The organism is Stenotrophomonas sp. PUT21, from assembly GCF_052232875.1.
GTDB lineage: Bacteria > Pseudomonadota > Gammaproteobacteria > Xanthomonadales > Xanthomonadaceae > Stenotrophomonas > Stenotrophomonas maltophilia_N.
The window spans coordinates 1,290,913-1,306,973 of record NZ_CP197645.1 but is presented as its reverse complement, the minus strand read 5'-3'; the positions used below and the strand labels follow the sequence as shown (position 1 = coordinate 1,306,973).

Below are 16,061 nucleotides of genomic sequence, written 5' to 3'. Positions count from 1 at the left end.
GGTCCAGCGAAGATCACCATGGCGCTCCCTCTCCCATGGACCGCCCGATGAATGCCATCGCCCGCCTCACCGCCACCGCCCTGCTGGCCACTGCCGGCACCGCGATTGCCGCCCCTGCGCCGACCTGGGTGGCCAGCTGGCAGGCCAGCCCGCAGCCGGTCTGGGGCGCAGATTTCCTGTTCCCCACGCTGATCCCGGCACACCTGGAAGCTCAGACCTTCCGCCAGACCGCGCGTCTCAGCCTCGGTGGCCGCCGGTTGCGCGTGCGCCTGAGCAATACCTATGGCGATCAGCCGTTGAGGATCAGCGCGGCAAGCTTGGCCGCCGGGGCGGGCCAGCAGCCGCTGGCGCTGTCCTTCGAGGGACGCGCGGAGACCGTGATCGCCCCCGGCACCGAACGCCTGAGCGACCCGCTGGCGCTGCCCACCGCCGATCTGCAGGCCGTGCAGGTGAGTGTCTACCTGTCAGAGCGCACGCCCCTGCGCACCTTCCACTGGGAAGGCCGGCAGACCGCCTCATTCGCTGACGGGGACCAGACCCTCGCCCCGGCCCTGACCGCCACGTCCACCACGACCGCCCGCCTGTTCGTCTCGGGCATCGACGTGCAGGCGCCTGCCGGCGCGCGCAGCGTGGTGGTGATCGGCGATTCGATCACCGATGGCGCCACCGCCAGCCTTGACCGCGACCAGCGCTGGACTGATCACCTCGCCGCGCGCCTGGCGCCGCAGGGCGTGGCCGTCGTCAACGCGGGGATTTCCGGCGGGCGCCTGCTCCGCGATGGCATGGGAGAGGCCGGGCTGTCCCGGTTCCAGCGCGATGTGCTCGATCAACCCGGCGTGGCCAGCGTCATCGTGCTGCTGGGGACCAACGACATCGGCTGGCCCGGCACTGCCTTCGCGCGCACCGAGGCGGCACCGACGCTGGCCGAGCTGCAGGCGGGCTATCGCGCCCTGGTGGATCGCGCCCATGCCCGCGGCGTGCGCATCGTGGGTGCCACCCTGCCCCCGTTTGCGGGCGCCCTGCCCGGCACGCCGCTGGACGACTACTACCAGCCCGAGAAAGACGCGCTGCGGCGCCAGCTCAATGCCTGGCTGCGGCAGGACCGCCCGTTCGATGCGGTGATCGATCTCGATGCCGCGCTGCGCGACCCGGCCGATCCAGCGCGGATGGCGGCGGCATTCGATTCAGGCGACCACCTGCACCCCGGCGATGCGGGCAACCGCGCCATGGCCGACGCGGTGGATCTGCACGCGCTGCTGCCCGGCCAGGTGCCGGTCACGACACCCTGACAACGAAAAAACCCCCGGGCCGAGGCACGGGGGTTTTGATCAGCAGCCGGACCCGTCCAGGCCGGTCATCGCGACCGGCCCACGGCCATCAACGGCGCTTCTTGCGGACGTAGAGCACCAGCGAGTGCTCTTCCAGCTCGTAGCCATGGTCGGCTGCGATCTTGCGCTGCAGCTCCTCGATCTCGTGGCTTTCGAACTCGATGATCTTGCCGCTGTCCACATCGACCATGTGGTCGTGGTGGCCACCGCGGTCCAGCTCGTAGACGGCCTGGCCGCCCTCGAAGTTGTGCTTCAGCACCAGGCCGGCGGCCTCGAACTGGGTCAGCACGCGGTACACCGTGGCCAGGCCGATCTCATCGCCGTGCTCCAGGAGCTGGCGGTAGATGTCCTCGGCGGTCATGTGGTGGCTGGCATTGCGCTGCTCCAGCAGTGCCAGGATCCGCATACGCGGATGGGTCACCTTGAGGCCGACTTTGCGCAGGTCGTGGGTTTCCATAGTTCTCCGTTCATTGGCGATTTAGCGCCAGCTGCCTCGGATTGGGTCGCGGCGACACGTCGGGAGTGTATCATCGACTCGATTTCCCCAAACGCCATTCCCCGATGCGCAATCTCCTGCTGGTCGCCGCCGTTGCCCTGTCCACCACGGGCTGCGGCATCATTTACAAGCAACCCATCTATCAGGGCAACCTGATCCGGGAGCAGGCCGTCGGTCAGCTGCAGGTGGGCCAGAGCAAGCAGCAGGTCAACGCCCTGCTCGGTACGCCCTCCATCCCGGACCCGTTCCACGCCCAGCGCTGGGATTACACCGCCAGCCAGCGCGTGAACCGGGTCGGCAAGACGGAAGTGAAGAACTTCACCGTCTATTTTGAAAACGACGCGGTCACCCGCTGGGACGGCGAGTACTTCGCCAGCGACGACGCCCAGCTGGCCCGCAGCACGCTGCGCCAGTTCGGCCGCAACCTGCCCAAGGACAAGAAGAAGCGCGGCCGCTGAGGCCTGCCTTCTTCACTCAGCTGCCGGCGCGTGCGCGCCGGCGGCGGTTGTCTTTCGGGTCGGCCAGCAGCGGACGCAGCAGTTCGACCCGGTCGCCCTCGCGAAGCACCTGATCCGGCCTGGCCAGCAGGCCATGCACGGCCACGGCCGGGCATTGCCCGCTGCCGTCAATGGCGGCCAGCGCGATGGCCTCGGCGATCGTGGCGCCTTCGGGCAGCGACAGCACCCGTGACGCGGCCCGGTCGGGCCAGGCCAATACCACCTCGACCGTGATCACGGCTCAGTCCTGGGCGTCGGCGACGCGGACGAAATCATTCACCATGCGGTCGGCCAGCCCTTGGAAGCCCAGCGCCAGTGCCGGACCGAGCAGGCGTGAGGTCGGCTCGAACTCCAGCGTCAGCGTGACCTTGCAGGCTTCCTCGGCCAGCGCATGGAATTCCCAGCGCCCGTGCAGACGCTTGAACGGCCCGTCCTTGAGCTGCATATCGATGCTGTGCGGGCGCTGCAGCGTGTTCTCGGTCATGAACCAGGTCGAGAACGACCCAAAGCCCAGATCCAGGCGCGCGACCAGGCGGTCCGGGCCGGACTCCAGGATCTGCGAGGCCGAACACCAGCGGAAGCGGCGCGGATAGGCGTCAATATCATTGACCAGGTCGAACATGCGGGCAGCCGAATGTTCGACCAGGGCACTACGGCGGATAGTTGGCATGCGATACAGATGTCTGATGAATCGACCGGGCGGGCCCGAATCGGAGACAATATGGAAATGAGCAAGAACAGCGGCAAGGATAAAGCAAAGGACGCGACGGCCAACAAAACCATCGCGCTCAACAAGCGTGCCCGTCACGAGTACCACATCGAAGATCGCTTCGAAGCCGGCCTGGCCCTGCAGGGCTGGGAGGTGAAGTCGATCCGCGCCGGGCGCGGCAACATCATCGATGCCTACGCCTATGTGCGTGATGGCGAGATCTACCTGATCGGTGCGCAGATCACCCCGTTGATCCAGGCCTCCTCCCACATGGTGGCCAACGACCGTCGCGAGCGGAAGCTGCTTCTGCATCGCAGCGAGATCGACAAGCTGATCGGCAAGGTGCAGCGCGATGGCTACACGATCGTGCCCACCGCGATGTACTGGAGCAAGAACAAGATCAAGCTCGAGATCGCGCTGGCCAAGGGCAAGCAGACCCACGACAAGCGCGATGCCGAGAAGGACCGCGACTGGGCGCGCGAGAAGTCGCGCACCATGCGCCGGCACAACCGCGACGCGTGATGACGCGTACGGTGGCCGCACCGGGGATCCAGCCGGCCAGCGCCGAGGACACCCGCGCGGTGTTCGCCGGCCTGTTGGCTTTCAACCAGGCCGCCAGTGGCGATGCGTTGGACGATCAGCCGGTCAACCGCGTAATCCACAATGCCACCGGCCAGGTCGTGGCGGGAATCGCCGCCGATGTCTGTGGCGGCTGGCTGATGGTGCACGCACTGTGGGTGGACGATAGCCGCCGCGGCGAGGGGCTGGGCAAGGCCCTGCTGGCCGATGCCGAACACCAGGCCCGCGCCCTCGGCGCCCACGCTGTGACACTGGATACCTTCTCCTGGCAGGCCGAGGGGTTCTACCTCAAGCAGGGCTATGAGGTATTCGGCCGGCTGCAGGACTTTCCCCCCGGCCATCAGCGGCTGTATCTGCGCAAGCGGCTGTAGGGCCCTGCGCGGCGCGCGGTCAGCGCGCGGTATCGTCCGGATCGGCCCGGTAGGGGCGCATCTCCACCGGCGGCGGATCCACCCCGTGCTTCTGGCGGTACAACGCATTGAGATGCAGATTCAGGTGCAGCGCCTCGGCCTCGGCCAGCAGGCGCTGCTCGCTGGTCAGGCGTGCGCCCAGCATCATTTCCCGATGCAATGCCGTGGTGAGGTCGCCACGCATCTCGGCCACACGCGATACCGCATAGGCCTCGGGAATTCCATCCGCACGGGCGCCCGCCTTCCAGGACGACAGCAGGCCCAGCGCGAACAGGTCCCCTTCCGCTGCTGCGGCCAGCAGACGGCTTTCTGCCTTCGGATCGGCGCCCAGCCGCCGCGCATCGCGCATCGTCGCCGCCACCGTGTCGCCTGCCCGCGCCGCCTGGTCGAGTTCGGCATCGGACGCCTGCTGATAGCGGGTCCACTGCGCGCCATTGGGGAAGCCGTGCTGGTCGAGCCAGCGCCACTCCTCCGGGTGCCCGGTGCCGAAAGGATCCTGGTGGGTATCCAGGCCTTCCCGCGTGCGGGGGAGATCGGGAAAGGGATGCGGCGGTCTGGCCGAGGCGCGCGGCGCCGCTTCAGCCACCGGCCTGGCCGCCGGGCCGGTCGGTTTGTACGCCTGCCCTGCCCCGCCCGGTGCCTGTGCATCCTGTGTCGACAGCCAGACGCTGGCTGCGCCGATCACCGTCGCCAACAGCACCGCCACCCCAATCCACACCTGCTTCTTCAACGCCTCGTCCTTGTCTGCGACCGCTGTTCCGGGGCCGGATTGTAGTCCGCCCGTATTCCAGGGGGCCGGCCCCACCTGACCGCCGACGCCAGCGGGACAACGATCTTTCCCCGCCAACCCCGCACAACTGTCAGAATCCCCGTATTGATATGGAAAGGATCCGCGCGTGACTCTCGAAATTACCCCGGCACCCGCACAGGCGGCGGACGAACTGACCACCCTGCGCGCCGACGTGGCGGCGCTGGAGTTCATCTTTGACGAACTCGCCCGCGCCATGGACCCGGCCGCGCTGCTCAAGGTGCTGACCTACCTCATCCGCAACGCCAAGCGCGCTGCCTCGGAGACCCAGAGCTACGACACTCTGGAGCACCGCCGCCTGGTCGCCCAGGTGGAATCGCTGATGGCCCGGGTAGAGCCGCAGGCCAAGAAGCAGGCAATGACGGTGCGCAATGAGCACAACCGCCTGAAGAAGGAAAAGGCCCGCCACAAGGCCGACAGCCGCCGCCAGCTGCAGAAGTAAGTCCTTGGCGGGCAAGGTGACTGTTCAGCTGGATTGGAGTAGCATCCATTCCGTCAAGTAGACGTTCGGCGCTGTTTTCCGGATGAAGTGCGGTTCTTGAAGAAACCGGGGGTGCATTGGTTTCGACGGGGGTTGTGAAGTTACTTGGTGCATGCCGAGGGGGCAGCTTTCCTCGTTAATCCAGCAGCAAACTTTTAGTTGCCAACGACGACAACTACGGTTCGAACGACTTCGCAATCGCTGCCTAAAAACAGCTTTAGCGTTTAGTTCTACAGCCGCCTTAGGCGAACCCCCGAACCTACTTGTGCCCGTGCTCGTAGGTGTAGGGTCATTATCACGGAACCGGTTGTGATGGCTGCCTGTCAGTCACGACTTAACTAAAGCAGGCTGGTCCTGGGGTGCGCTTTGCACACCGTGCTGCCACAGGATGAGATTCAACGGTGAGCTAAGCATGTAGTACCGGGGATGGAGTGCCTTCGGACGGCGGTTCAATTCCGCCCACCTCCACCATTAGACGGTCCCACAAGGACCACAGAAAGCCGGAACCTCCCGTCAAACAAGGGGTTCCGGCTTTTTTGTTGTCTGCCGCTCCACCGCTGCTCAGGGCGAGGCAGGCACGGGCGCCGGGAACATCGTACGCAACGCCTGCAGGGCCGCCGGGTGATAGATCGTGGCGTGGGTCTCGTCCGGCATCGGCTGGTACTTCACCAGCAGCGAGGGGGAGGCCTGCTGCAACAGTGCCGAGAACTGCAGCGTGCTGGCTGCCAGTTGCGGCTGGCCACTGCTTGCCAGGAACACCCGCGGCTGCGCCTGGCGGGCGGCCGCCAGTTGCTTCGGTGCATCGGCCAGCAACTGCCCCCGGTTCCACCACAGGCTGGGGTCGAGCGCGATATAGCTGTTGAACAGCGTGGGTTCCTGCAGCAGCGTCTCCACCACGAACAGACCCGCCAGCGATTCTCCGATCAGCGCCCGCTCGTCGGTGGTCGCATAGCGCTGGCGCACTTCCGGCATCAGTTCGTCGCGCAGGAACGCCCGGTACGCAGCTGACCCGCCGATGCGCGGGGCGATCTTCCGGTCTTCTGGGTCGCTGCTGGGACCGGTCATGTCACGGCGGCGCTCGGTGTTCTCGATGCCGACCAGCAGGAACGGCCGGATGCTGCCGTTGCCGGACAGCACCTGCACCAGCCCCGCCACGTGCAGGAAATCCTCGGCGATACCGCCGTCGGGCATGTAGATGACCGGGAGCGGCGCCTTCGGGTCCAATCCCCAGGGCTGCGGGCGGTACACGTTGATGCGGCGGGTTTCACCCAGCGCCGCGGAGTGCACGGTGAACGTTTCACCGATGACCAGCGGCGAGGTGGGTGCGGACAGGGCCGGCTCGGCGGCCAGCGAGGGTGCAACGGAACCGGTAAGCAGCAACAGGGACAGCAAGAACTGGCGCATGGCGCGATCCATCAAGGGCAGGCAGCGAGCATAACCGCCGCACCGCCGGAATCGTTTCGACTGGCGTGGCTGAATCGCCCGGATCGATACGCGTGCCTCACGGCAACGTGAATTTCCGCGCCATCCGCAGCGGCCACACCGAGGTGAACTGCGCGCCACCCACCAGCCGGTATGCTGCCGACACACTGTGCAGCACCCCCATCGCCTCCAGCACATCCTTGGTCTTCCGGAACGTCGGGCGCGGATCTGCCGTGAACATGAAAAGGTTGATCTCTTTCGCGCTGAGGTCATAGCCGTCCAGCGTCGCCGCCTTGCCGAGCGCGGCGGTCAGCTCGGCCTCCAGCGTGGCCAGGAACGCCTCATCGTCCAGCGATTTGCGCCAGAACTTGATCACAAGCTGGTAATCCATCAGGCGGACCCGTCGTTGAAGAAGTGAACCGCCAAGGTTACCCGCATGGCGGGCATCACGTTGTCTTTGAAGCGGCGGCAATCATCTGCGCCAGGCGGTCGGCGATGGCCTGCCCCACCTCCGGCGCCAGGCGCGAGCGCGACAGCGCTTCGAACACCCACAGGCCATCGGCGGCGAGTTTGGCGATGAACAGGTCCAGCGCGGCCGGGTCGCTCAGGTCATGCGGGGTCGGCGGCGACCAGCGCTCGGCCACGGTCGCCCAGGGCTGCACGTTCTCGTCGGTCGCCGCCGCGTCGAACATCAGCTGCAGTTCGGCGCGGGTAGCGGTCTGCGCACAGGTCAATGCGTACGCCTGGTAGCGCTCGGTCGCCTCGGCGGCCTCAGCGGGCTTGCCGGCCACCTGGATCAGGCTCGCCTCCCACGTCCCGGCCAGGTGCTGGTGGATGCCCTGCAGCAGCGCGTCGCGCGAGGGGAAGTGATACAGCAGCCCGCCCCGGGCGATGCCGGATTCGGTGGCGACCGCCTCGAAGGTCAGTGCGGTGATGCCGTCGCGTTCGATCACGCGGACGGCGGCGTCGAGGATGTTGGTTCGGTTGCTGGGGCGCATGGGCTCAGTGGGCGTGGGAGACGGTGGTGGCGGTGCCGGGGCCGTGGCGGCGCAGCAGCACGCCGGTGACGACGGTACCGAGCAGCAACACAGCGGCGATCACATACAGTATCCAGACATAGCTGGCATCGTAGGCGCTGGCGGCGGCACGGAGCCAGCCTGCATCCGCACCGGGCTGCGCGGCCAGGGCGAACGCCTGCTGGATGCTCTCGCCCGCCGCAGCGTCCACACCGGCCGGCAGCGTGACGGTGGCCGAGTACAGCGCGGCGATCAAGCTGCCCAGCAGCGAGACGGCGAACAGGCTGCCGAACTCATAGGACACCTCCTCCACCGAGGACGCCATGCCGGCGCGGTGTGGCGGCACGTTGCCGATGATCGCGGTGGAGGCCACCGAAATGGTCGCGCCCATGCCCAGCCCGGTGAGCAGCAGCCCGGCAATGGTCCAGCCCAGGTCGCTGCCGAACGTCACCGCCACCAGCAGCACGCCAACGGTGCCTGTGCCGAGTCCGCCGGTGATCAGCGGCAGCAGCCCGACGCGGTGCAGGAACGCGCCGCCAAAGATTGCGCTGGGCAGGCAGCCGAGCGCCACCACCGACACCAGCAGGCCGGCCTGCAGCGGCGTGTAGTCGGCCACCAGCTGGAAGCGCTGCGTGGTCAGCAACTGCAGGCCGGCGATGGCGAACATCGCAAAGGCCGCCGACAGCACACCGGCCAGGAACGGCGCATTGCGGAAGATCGCCACATCGAGCATGGGATACGGCAGACGACGCTGGCGACGCAGGAACAGCACCAGACCGACCACGAAGACCAGCCCCGCGCCCGCGGCCAGCGGCCCGTTCGGCGGCGCATGCGCGATCTCCTTGATCGCCACCACCAGTCCGGACAAGGCAACCAGGCTAAGCAGCGAGGAAATCAGATCCCACGGCTTGCTGGCATCGGGCCGGCCATGCGGCGCAAACAGCACCGCACCGGCCATGGCCAGCAGCACGATCGGGACATTGATCAGGAACACCGAGCCCCACCAGAAGTGCGCCAACAGGACGCCACCGACGATCGGGCCGATCGCGCTGCCGATGATGGAGATACACCCCCACACCGCGATCGCCAGATTGCGCTCGCGTTCGTCGTCGAAGGTCAGGCTGATCAGCGCCAGGGTGGCCGGCATCATCGCCGCGGCACCCACCGCGAGCAGCGCACGCGCGGCGATGAGCAGGTTGGCATCCGGGGCGAACGCGGCCAGCAGCGAGGCGATGCCGAAGATCACCAGGCCGATCAGGAACATCCGCCGGTGTCCCAGCCGGTCGCCGAGGGTGCCCGCACCGAGCAGCAGCCCGGCCATCACCAGCGGATAGGCGTTGATGATCCAAAGGCCCTGCAGCGGCGTGGCCCCCAGTTCGGCGGTCAAGGTGGGCAAGGCGGTGTACAGCACCGAATTGTCGAGCGTGATCAGCAACAGGCCGGCAGCCACGGTGAGCAGCAGGCTCCAGCGCTGGGTCTTGGTGGGGGTCATGAGGGCAACGCATGCATTGAGCGGGGGTCGTAACTATACAGGATGTCCTGTTTGGTTTGATCGACCCCGTCCTGGCGGTGTTCAGCGTGCGTCGGGCGATGCCGTGCGCACTGCACCGATGGCCGGTTCCCCGGCCAACTGGCGTTGTTCAGATGGCAGGGGGCTCACCCGGGCAGGCGCGACAGCCCGGTATGCACGGTGTCGGGGATTGCTATGGACGGACAGAAAGAGGCATTTCGGCAGGCACACGCCGAGTTGGAGCAGTGCTGGACGCGCGGCAGATCGGCGGCCGAGCGATGGGCGGTCTATGACGGTATCCACGACCGGCTGGTCGCGCAGTGGCCAGGCGACGCCAATCGGATCGTGGGCATGATGGTGATGTGGGTCACCGAGATACGCGGCGCCTGCCCTTCGCCGTATGGCCTGGCCGAGCCAGGACGCAACGAGGTGCTGCGGCTGCACGCCTCACGCATTGATTCGTGAAGGCTACGGTGCCGGCGGACGGAGAGGCGCGTTGTGTCCGGCGACTTCCATGTTGATCCCATTGATCAGCGCCGATATGGCGGTGGCCAGGCGGCGGCTGTCGGCGATGGAGCCGAAGAACAGGATCGAGGTCCCGTCCAGTTCGACGCCGGCCAGGCCGAGTTCGCCTTGGAGCGCGGCAACGCGTTCGTCGAACAGTTTCAACCAGTGCGCATCGGGCGCGACATCGAGCATGGCCACGATCGCCTCGTCCGCACCATGGTCGACAATGGTCTGCAGCGTCGGAACGTCGAAGCCCAGCAGGCGGGGAACGCTGCTGTCCGGAAGAGGAATACTCATGTGGCTATGGTAGCCGGTAAGCCGGGGCGGTGCTGCCAGGCGGCCGACGACAGCTGAAGCGTTGTGGTTCGCCATGACGCGCAAAGGCCCGGCCAGATCGGCCGGGCCCACGATGCGTACCGCGTGGTCTTATTCTTCCTGATCGTTCTGCTGGCCTTGGCGCTGGCCCTGCTGGTCCTGCTGTTGCTGCTGCTTCTGGGCATCGCGGTCGCGCTGATCCTGCTGGTCCTGCTGGCCCTGCTGCGGGGTGTTGCGCTGCGGATCGTTCTGACCCTGCTGCGGGTTCGGGGTGTTGGCCATTGCCGTATCTCCGGTGTTCGGCATCGAAGTGGTGCCGGTGAATCCACGCTAGGCCTGCCTGCGTTACCCATGCGTGCGTGGCGGACGTGCGGCCATGCACGCGCCGGGCACCTGCGTAAACAATTCAGAACGCAGCGGAAAACGTCCCCGATAGAGCAAAGTGCGTTCACTGCCGTCAGCCGTGATCTGCAGCGCATCGACAATCCCTTGATGCCGGCGCGCTCATGCTCGGCACGAACCGCCCTTGCCGGGCCCGACCGAGGACTTGCCATGACGCCGCTCCGCTCGCTGCTGCTGACCTCCCTGCTCGCCCTGACGCCGATGCTGGCCACCGCGGCGGACAAGGTCACCACCACCCCCGTTCACTTCACCAAGGGCGCAAGCAGCGCCACCCTGCGTGGCACGTTGTCCGGATATGACACCGTGCGCTACACGATCGCCGCGCGTGCCGGCCAGACCATGGCGGTGACGATCGACGGCAGCCCGAACGCCAACTTCAATGTCTTCGCGCCAGGCGTGACGCCGGGCCAGGGCGAGGCGCTGGGCAGCAACGACGAGAAGCGGCGCTGGAGTGGCACGCTGCCAACCACCGGCACCTATGTGGTGCAGGTCTATCAGATGCGTGCGCAGGCGCGCCGTGGCGAGAAGGCACCGCACAGCCTGACCGTCGCCATCCGCTGAGCCCCGCCCCGGGTATGCTCGGGGGTGTCGGCTTCGTCCACGCAAGGGCCCCGGGATGGACTTCCTCAAACTGCTGCGGTCGCTGGAAGAGTTTCTCTACGAGCTGTGTACCTGGTTCCTGTTCTTCCCGCGCACGCTGTACCGCGTGGTCGTGCATCCGCGCCGGATGGCGCAGTACGTGGATACCGAGCTGAAGGAAAAGCTGGAGCGCCAGTTCGACGATGCGATCAGCCCGCCGATGTTCCTGATGCTGGCGGTGCTGGTCGCGCACGGGGTCGAGCTGATGCTGCACCAGCAGGTGGTCGGCACCGGGGCGCTGTCGCGCTCGGTGTTCGGCAACGAAGAAAGCCTGCTGCTGTACCGCTCGATCACCTTTGCGATCTGGCCACTGGTGACCACCACGCACCTGTTGCGACGCAAGCACGTGCCGATGACCCGCGAGTCGCTGCGACGCCCCTTCTTCATGCAGTGCTATCTGACCGCACCGTTTGCGGTGGCGCTGTCCACCAGCATGGTGTTCGTGCGGCTGCCGGGCCAGCTGTCGACCACACTGGGCATCACGGTGGGGGTGATCGCCGCGCTCTGGTATGCGGTGGTGCAGGCCGGATGGCTGAAGGTCGCGCTTCAACGTTCCTGGCTGAACACGATCCTGTCCACCGTGTGGGTGCTGGTGTTGGGGTCACTCATCAACATCACGATCGGGATGATCCTGCTGTCGAATTGAGTGCGTCGGTGGACGCGTCCGGAAGGCGCGAATAGAGGTCGAAATCGCGCGACACGCCCGCCACCCGACGGTACCGGCGCAGCCGCCCCTCATGCTCGAAGCCACAGCGGCGAAGTACACCCGCCGAGGCGACATTGGTATCCAGTACCGAGGCCTGGATCCGCTGCCAGCCGAACTGTCGCCACGCCCACGCAACCACTCCGTTGCACACGGCACTGGCGATGCCGCGCCGCCAGTGGTGCGGTGCAAGCTCGTAGGCGATCTCGGCCGTTCCGTGCTGCACGTTGATGCTGTGGAAACCGATGCTGCCTGCCAGCACACCCTGGGCGTCGATGATGGCCAAGCGGACCTGCGATGCGGACGCATCGTCGCCGCAGGCCTCCAGGATCGGCAGCAGATCCTCGGCCGAGGACAGCGACCAGCTGGTCTGGGCGGTCACTTCGGGCAGGCGCAATACCGCATACCACGCGTGCGCGTCTTCGGGCCGCAGCCAGCGCAGGGAGACACCGGGGACACCGGCGGACGGCAAGGCAACAGGCGACGGGGTCACAGCGATCTCCAGCGAGGCGTACCGCCATTCAAGCGAACACGAGCGGCGTGTACAAGCATGCAGGCGCACACTTCATGGGGTCCGCCCCGCCGCTCCCCGATCAACCGCCATGTCCCGCATATCCTTTCCCTGCCCTTCCATGCGACCCTTTGGGAACGTTTTCATGGAATGGAGGGATTCCACATGCTGTCTCGTTTCCACCGGCCCGCGCTGCTGGCCCTGATGATGTTCGCCGGCCCGCTGGGCAGCGCCTGGGCGCAGGCGCCGGACGCATTGAAAGTAATGTCGTTCAACGTGCGCACGCCGGCCGATACCGACCCGGGCAAGCGCTGGGAAGACCGCCGCGATGCGATGGTCACGCTGATCCGTGAGCAGAAGCCCGAGGTGATCGGCACCCAGGAGCTGGTGCAGAAACAGGGCGATTACCTGGTCGCGCACTTGCCGGGCTACACCCTGTTCGGCAGGGACCGTCGCGGTGGCAACGGTGATGAACACATGGGCGTGCTGTACGACAGCGCGCGCCTGAAGGTGCTCGAGTCGGGCGACTTCTGGCTCTCCGATACGCCCGATGTGCCGGGCAGCATCACCTGGGGCAACCTGTTCCCGCGCATGGTGACCTGGGCACTGTTCCAGCGTCAGGCCGACGGCCAGCGCTTCTATCTGTTCAACACCCACCTGCCCTACCGCGATGAAGACGAGCCGCGCCGCGTGCTCGGTGCGAAGCTGATCGTCTCGCGGCTGGCAACGCTGCCCCAGGATATCCCGGTGGTGGTCACCGGGGATTTCAACAGTGAGCCCGGCAGCGACACCTACAAGGCCTTCACCGCCGCGTTGGGCGATGCACGCAAACTCGCCGGCAAGGTCGATGGCCCGCGCCTGACCTTCCACGATTTCACCGGTAAGCCGACGGTGGAACTGGACTGGATCCTGGTGCGCGGTTTCACCGTGGACCGCTTCAGCACACTGGACCAGAAGCCGGGTGGCGTGCTGCCCTCCGATCACTACCCGGTGCAGGCCGAACTGCGGTTCCCCGCGCCAACGCCGGCCGGCAGGTAAGCCGGCGCGCGATGGGCGGTCAGCGCACCGTCCATCGCCTGCGCATGGCCGCACCGCGGCCCTGCGCTTCCAGCATCCGGATCACGGCTGCCGCTCATCGATCTTCTGCAACAGCCGGTACAGCGCCTGGTGCTGCTCGCGTGCCTGGCAGATCCGCGCGCCGATGGCGATGAACACACCGGTGGCGATCAGGCCGATCTCGAACAGGCCTTCAGTGAGGCAACAGAATCCCATGGCGACCGCGATGATCGCCACCAGCAGCAATGCGATCACGCCACGCGAAAGTCCCGCGCCGGACCCCATACCCGGGTCCTGCACAGGCGGACGGACGGGACGCCACTGATTGGGTTGCATGCGGGCCACTCCAGAGAACAACCCACGCTTTTAGCACCGTGTGCGGAGACCGTGCAGAGGCAAAGCCGTCAACCGCGACGCACTGCGCAACGGATGTGACGGCTGTTGCCCATTCTTCGAGGGGAGGCGGCGACCTCGCCGCCCCCCCTGACCCTCGCCCGGTCAGCGCTGCGTGACCGCCACCGGGGTGTTCGCCGCATCCTGCTGCTGGCCCCAGCCACCCAAGGCCTTGTACACACCGACCACGCTGACGTTGACCGTGGATTCGGCCTCGGCCAGCGCGTCATCCGCGGCAAGCTGGGTGCGTTGCGCATCCAGCAGGGTCAGGAAGTCTTCCGACCCCTCGCGGAAGCGGATCTGCGCCAGTTCCTCTGCGCGCCCCGCCGCCTGGGCCTGCTCGGCGACGATCGCCAGGCGGGCCTGCTGCTTGGCATACCGCGTCAGTGCGTTCTCGGTGTCTTCCAGCGCCAGCAGCACGGCCTTTTCGTACTCGGCCGCGGCACCGTCGGCCTGCGCCTTGCTGGCGCGCAGACGGGCTTTGACCGTGCCGAAATCGAACGCGGCCCAGCTGATCGACGGGGTCACCGACCACGCCTTGTTGCTGCCGTTGACCAGACCGCTGGCATCGCCGGACAGGAAGCCGACGAAGCCACTCAGGCTGATCCGCGGGAACAGGTCCGCGGTGGCCACGCCAACGCGTGCGGTGGCTGCCGCCAGCCGACGCTCGGCCACGCGCACGTCGGCGCGCTGGCGCAGCAGATCGGTGGTGTCACCCAACGGCAGCGCCTTGGCGTACGGCCGCATCTCGCGCGGCTGCAGCAGGCTGTCCAATGCGTCCGGGCGCTGGCCCAGCAGCACGGCCAGACGATGCCGCGACTGCACCTCAGCCACTTCCAGCAGCGGGATGTCGGCCTCGATCGCCTTCAGGCGCGCACGGCTGCTCTGCACGTCCAGTTCGCTGCCCGCGCCCAGTTCCCACCGGGTTTCGGTGAGCTTCTGGGTGTCGCGCAGATTGACCAGGGTGCGCTTGGCCACCGCGATGCGCTTCTGGGTACCGCGCAGTTCGAAGTAGTTGCGGGCCACTTCCGCAGCGACGGTGACCTGGGCATCGGCAAGGTTGTCCTGCTCGGCGCCCAGGTCCGCGCGCGCCGCTTCGGCGGCACGGCGCTGGCGACCGAACAGATCCAGCTCCCAGCCCGCATCGAAGCCGAGCTGGTAGGTCTCGCTGAACACGCGCTCGCCCCCCACCGTGGCATCGGGCTGCTTGCGGCGGTCATAGCTGCCGCCGCTGGTGACGTGCGGCAACTGGTCCAGGCGCTGCTCGACGAACACCGCGCGGGCCTCGCGCACGCGCGACATCGCGATGCGCAGGTCCAGGTTGGTGCCCAGTGCCTCATGCACCAGCTGCTCCAGGACCGGATCGTCGAACTGGGCCCACCAGCTCGCCACCGGCGAGGTGGTGGTGAACACCGGCGCGGCGGCGCCCTGCAGGGTCACCGGCTCGGCCGGTGGCGCCTGGTAGTTGGGGCCGACGCTGACGCAGCCGGCCAGCAGTGCGCTGGTCACGGCCACGGTCAACAGGCGCATCACCATGGCAGCACCTCACCGAGGTAGGTGAAGCTGCCATTGGGGCCATCGGCATCGATCAGCGCCATGTCGACGCTCGAGCGTGCGCCTTCGCTGATTTCGATCTCGCCTTCACCACCGTTCATGTCGGTTTTGACATAGCCCGGATGCACGGTGTTGACCTTGGTGGTGCTGTCGCGCAGCTCGTAGGCGAGCTGCACGGTCCACGCATTCACTGCGCTCTTGGAGGCGTTGTAGGCCGGCACGGCGAAACCGTAGATCGGCGAGCCCGGCTGGCTGTGCAGGGTCAGCGAGCCCAGGATGCTGGAGACGTTGACGATGCGGCCGGCCGACGAGGCGTTGAGCAGCGGCAGGAAGGCCTGGGTGACGGCAATCACCGCGAACACGTTGGTGTCGAAGGTATCGCGCCAGGTCTGCAGGGTCTGCGCCGACGGCGCCAGCTTGGGGTCGTCGAGCAGGATGCCGGCGTTGTTGACCAGGATGTCCAGGCGGCCGTGACGCTCGGTCACGGTCTGCACCGCCGCGGCGATGCTGTCGGCATCGCCCACGTCGAGCTGGATCGCTTCGACCGGCAGGCCCTCGGCCTGCAGCTTCAGCGCCTCGGCCACGGCAATGTCACGCTTGCGCCCGGCCAGCAGCGTATGCACACCGGCCTGGGCCAGCTGACGGACGGTTTCCAGGCCGATGCCGCGGGTGGCACCGGTGACCAGGGCGATCTTTTGGGTAGCGGTATTCATGTGAAAAACCTC

General features: G+C 67.0%; 23 protein-coding genes and 1 other RNA gene. 10 read left to right on the top strand and 14 right to left on the bottom strand.

Annotated features, from left to right (window positions below; genetic code table 11):
* Positions 1-47: 47 nt before the first annotated feature.
* Entirely contained in the window at positions 48-1,289 is a 1,242-nt protein-coding gene (locus ACTT2I_RS06335; protein ID WP_421099530.1) for an SGNH/GDSL hydrolase family protein, read from the top strand.
* 88 nt (positions 1,290-1,377) lie between these two features.
* Here ACTT2I_RS06335 and fur read toward each other — a convergent pair whose 3' ends face one another.
* On the bottom strand, positions 1,378-1,785 hold the full coding sequence (gene fur / locus ACTT2I_RS06330) for a ferric iron uptake transcriptional regulator (RefSeq protein WP_070470227.1): 408 nt from the start codon (positions 1,783-1,785) through the stop codon (positions 1,378-1,380).
* Between the two features lie 104 nt (positions 1,786-1,889).
* Here fur and ACTT2I_RS06325 point away from each other — a divergent pair, with 104 nt between their 5' ends.
* Positions 1,890-2,282, top strand: a complete 393-nt coding sequence (locus tag ACTT2I_RS06325; RefSeq protein ID WP_019183163.1) for an outer membrane protein assembly factor BamE — start codon at positions 1,890-1,892, stop codon at positions 2,280-2,282.
* Positions 2,283-2,298: 16 nt separating this feature from the next.
* Here the strand turns inward: ACTT2I_RS06325 and ACTT2I_RS06320 are convergent, their stop codons facing one another.
* Both ACTT2I_RS06320 and ACTT2I_RS06315 read right to left on the bottom strand, forming a co-directional pair.
* Positions 2,299-2,559 carry an RnfH family protein gene (locus ACTT2I_RS06320; RefSeq protein ID WP_088433156.1) on the bottom strand — a complete coding sequence of 87 codons (261 nt, stop codon included), beginning with the start codon at positions 2,557-2,559 and terminating at the stop codon, positions 2,299-2,301.
* A gap of 3 nt (positions 2,560-2,562) precedes the next feature.
* Positions 2,563-2,991, bottom strand: a complete 429-nt coding sequence (locus ACTT2I_RS06315) for a type II toxin-antitoxin system RatA family toxin (RefSeq protein ID WP_421099531.1) — start codon at positions 2,989-2,991, stop codon at positions 2,563-2,565.
* A gap of 57 nt (positions 2,992-3,048) precedes the next feature.
* Here ACTT2I_RS06315 and smpB point away from each other — a divergent pair, with 57 nt between their 5' ends.
* Together smpB and ACTT2I_RS06305 are read left to right on the top strand one after the other, a co-directional pair.
* Entirely contained in the window at positions 3,049-3,552 is a 504-nt protein-coding gene (smpB, locus tag ACTT2I_RS06310; protein WP_088433158.1) for an SsrA-binding protein SmpB, read from the top strand.
* Positions 3,552-3,980 carry a GNAT family N-acetyltransferase gene (locus ACTT2I_RS06305; protein WP_421099532.1) on the top strand — a complete coding sequence of 143 codons (429 nt, stop codon included), beginning with the start codon at positions 3,552-3,554 and terminating at the stop codon, positions 3,978-3,980. Before smpB ends, ACTT2I_RS06305 begins: the two co-directional genes overlap by 1 nt.
* Positions 3,981-3,999: 19 nt before the next feature.
* Here ACTT2I_RS06305 and ACTT2I_RS06300 read toward each other — a convergent pair whose 3' ends face one another.
* Positions 4,000-4,749, bottom strand: coding sequence for a hypothetical protein (locus ACTT2I_RS06300; protein ID WP_421099533.1), 750 nt, complete (start codon positions 4,747-4,749; stop codon positions 4,000-4,002).
* Between the two features lie 166 nt (positions 4,750-4,915).
* On the opposite strand from ACTT2I_RS06300, the gene ACTT2I_RS06295 reads away from it, so the two are divergent.
* Complete coding sequence (locus ACTT2I_RS06295) at positions 4,916-5,269, top strand: hypothetical protein (protein WP_421099534.1); 354 nt, start codon at positions 4,916-4,918, stop codon at positions 5,267-5,269.
* A gap of 107 nt (positions 5,270-5,376) precedes the next feature.
* Positions 5,377-5,779, top strand: a transfer-messenger RNA (tmRNA) gene (ssrA, locus tag ACTT2I_RS06290).
* 90 nt (positions 5,780-5,869) lie between these two features.
* On the opposite strand, the gene ACTT2I_RS06285 is transcribed toward ssrA, so the two are convergent.
* The 4 genes from ACTT2I_RS06285 to ACTT2I_RS06270 all read right to left on the bottom strand — a co-directional run bounded on the left by ACTT2I_RS06285 (position 5,870) and on the right by ACTT2I_RS06270 (position 9,238).
* Positions 5,870-6,712 (bottom strand): alpha/beta hydrolase, encoded by an 843-nt coding sequence (locus tag ACTT2I_RS06285; RefSeq protein WP_421099535.1) that lies wholly within the window; start codon positions 6,710-6,712, stop codon positions 5,870-5,872.
* Between the two features lie 97 nt (positions 6,713-6,809).
* Entirely contained in the window at positions 6,810-7,121 is a 312-nt protein-coding gene (locus ACTT2I_RS06280) for a hypothetical protein (protein ID WP_421099536.1), read from the bottom strand.
* A 55-nt stretch (positions 7,122-7,176) separates the two neighbouring features.
* Positions 7,177-7,728, bottom strand: a complete 552-nt coding sequence (locus ACTT2I_RS06275) for a TetR/AcrR family transcriptional regulator (RefSeq protein WP_421099537.1) — start codon at positions 7,726-7,728, stop codon at positions 7,177-7,179.
* 4 nt (positions 7,729-7,732) lie between these two features.
* Positions 7,733-9,238, bottom strand: a complete 1,506-nt coding sequence (locus ACTT2I_RS06270) for an MFS transporter (protein ID WP_443096813.1) — start codon at positions 9,236-9,238, stop codon at positions 7,733-7,735.
* 213 nt (positions 9,239-9,451) lie between these two features.
* Here ACTT2I_RS06270 and ACTT2I_RS06265 point away from each other — a divergent pair, with 213 nt between their 5' ends.
* A complete protein-coding gene (locus ACTT2I_RS06265; protein WP_421099539.1) occupies positions 9,452-9,721 on the top strand; it encodes a hypothetical protein in 270 nt (89 codons plus the stop codon).
* Positions 9,722-9,724: 3 nt separating this feature from the next.
* Here the strand turns inward: ACTT2I_RS06265 and ACTT2I_RS06260 are convergent, their stop codons facing one another.
* Both ACTT2I_RS06260 and ACTT2I_RS06255 read right to left on the bottom strand, forming a co-directional pair.
* Entirely contained in the window at positions 9,725-10,060 is a 336-nt protein-coding gene (locus ACTT2I_RS06260) for a hypothetical protein (RefSeq protein WP_421099540.1), read from the bottom strand.
* A gap of 129 nt (positions 10,061-10,189) precedes the next feature.
* Positions 10,190-10,360: a hypothetical protein gene (locus ACTT2I_RS06255; RefSeq protein ID WP_172407503.1), complete on the bottom strand. Its 171-nt coding sequence runs from the start codon at positions 10,358-10,360 to the stop codon at positions 10,190-10,192.
* A 270-nt stretch (positions 10,361-10,630) separates the two neighbouring features.
* Between ACTT2I_RS06255 and ACTT2I_RS06250 the strand changes: the two genes are divergently transcribed.
* Together ACTT2I_RS06250 and ACTT2I_RS06245 are read left to right on the top strand one after the other, a co-directional pair.
* Positions 10,631-11,041, top strand: coding sequence for a g-type lysozyme inhibitor (locus ACTT2I_RS06250; RefSeq protein ID WP_293980690.1), 411 nt, complete (start codon positions 10,631-10,633; stop codon positions 11,039-11,041).
* 55 nt (positions 11,042-11,096) lie between these two features.
* A complete protein-coding gene (locus ACTT2I_RS06245; protein WP_293980688.1) occupies positions 11,097-11,765 on the top strand; it encodes a hypothetical protein in 669 nt (222 codons plus the stop codon).
* Here the strand turns inward: ACTT2I_RS06245 and ACTT2I_RS06240 are convergent.
* Entirely contained in the window at positions 11,734-12,315 is a 582-nt protein-coding gene (locus tag ACTT2I_RS06240) for a GNAT family N-acetyltransferase (protein ID WP_421099541.1), read from the bottom strand. The two genes, ACTT2I_RS06245 and ACTT2I_RS06240, sit on opposite strands and share 32 nt — an antisense overlap.
* Before the next feature lie 183 nt (positions 12,316-12,498).
* Here ACTT2I_RS06240 and ACTT2I_RS06235 point away from each other — a divergent pair, with 183 nt between their 5' ends.
* Positions 12,499-13,371 (top strand): endonuclease/exonuclease/phosphatase family protein, encoded by an 873-nt coding sequence (locus tag ACTT2I_RS06235; protein WP_443096812.1) that lies wholly within the window; start codon positions 12,499-12,501, stop codon positions 13,369-13,371.
* An 81-nt stretch (positions 13,372-13,452) separates the two neighbouring features.
* On the opposite strand, the gene ACTT2I_RS06230 is transcribed toward ACTT2I_RS06235, so the two are convergent.
* From ACTT2I_RS06230 to ACTT2I_RS06220, 3 genes are all read right to left on the bottom strand, one after another.
* Positions 13,453-13,674, bottom strand: coding sequence for a hypothetical protein (locus ACTT2I_RS06230; RefSeq protein WP_088433170.1), 222 nt, complete (start codon positions 13,672-13,674; stop codon positions 13,453-13,455).
* Between the two features lie 213 nt (positions 13,675-13,887).
* A complete protein-coding gene (locus ACTT2I_RS06225) occupies positions 13,888-15,318 on the bottom strand; it encodes an efflux transporter outer membrane subunit (protein WP_293980682.1) in 1,431 nt (476 codons plus the stop codon).
* Positions 15,312-16,049 carry an SDR family oxidoreductase gene (locus tag ACTT2I_RS06220; RefSeq protein ID WP_421099543.1) on the bottom strand — a complete coding sequence of 246 codons (738 nt, stop codon included), beginning with the start codon at positions 16,047-16,049 and terminating at the stop codon, positions 15,312-15,314. The genes ACTT2I_RS06225 and ACTT2I_RS06220 overlap by 7 nt, the downstream gene beginning before the upstream one ends.
* Positions 16,050-16,061: the final 12 nt, after the last annotated feature.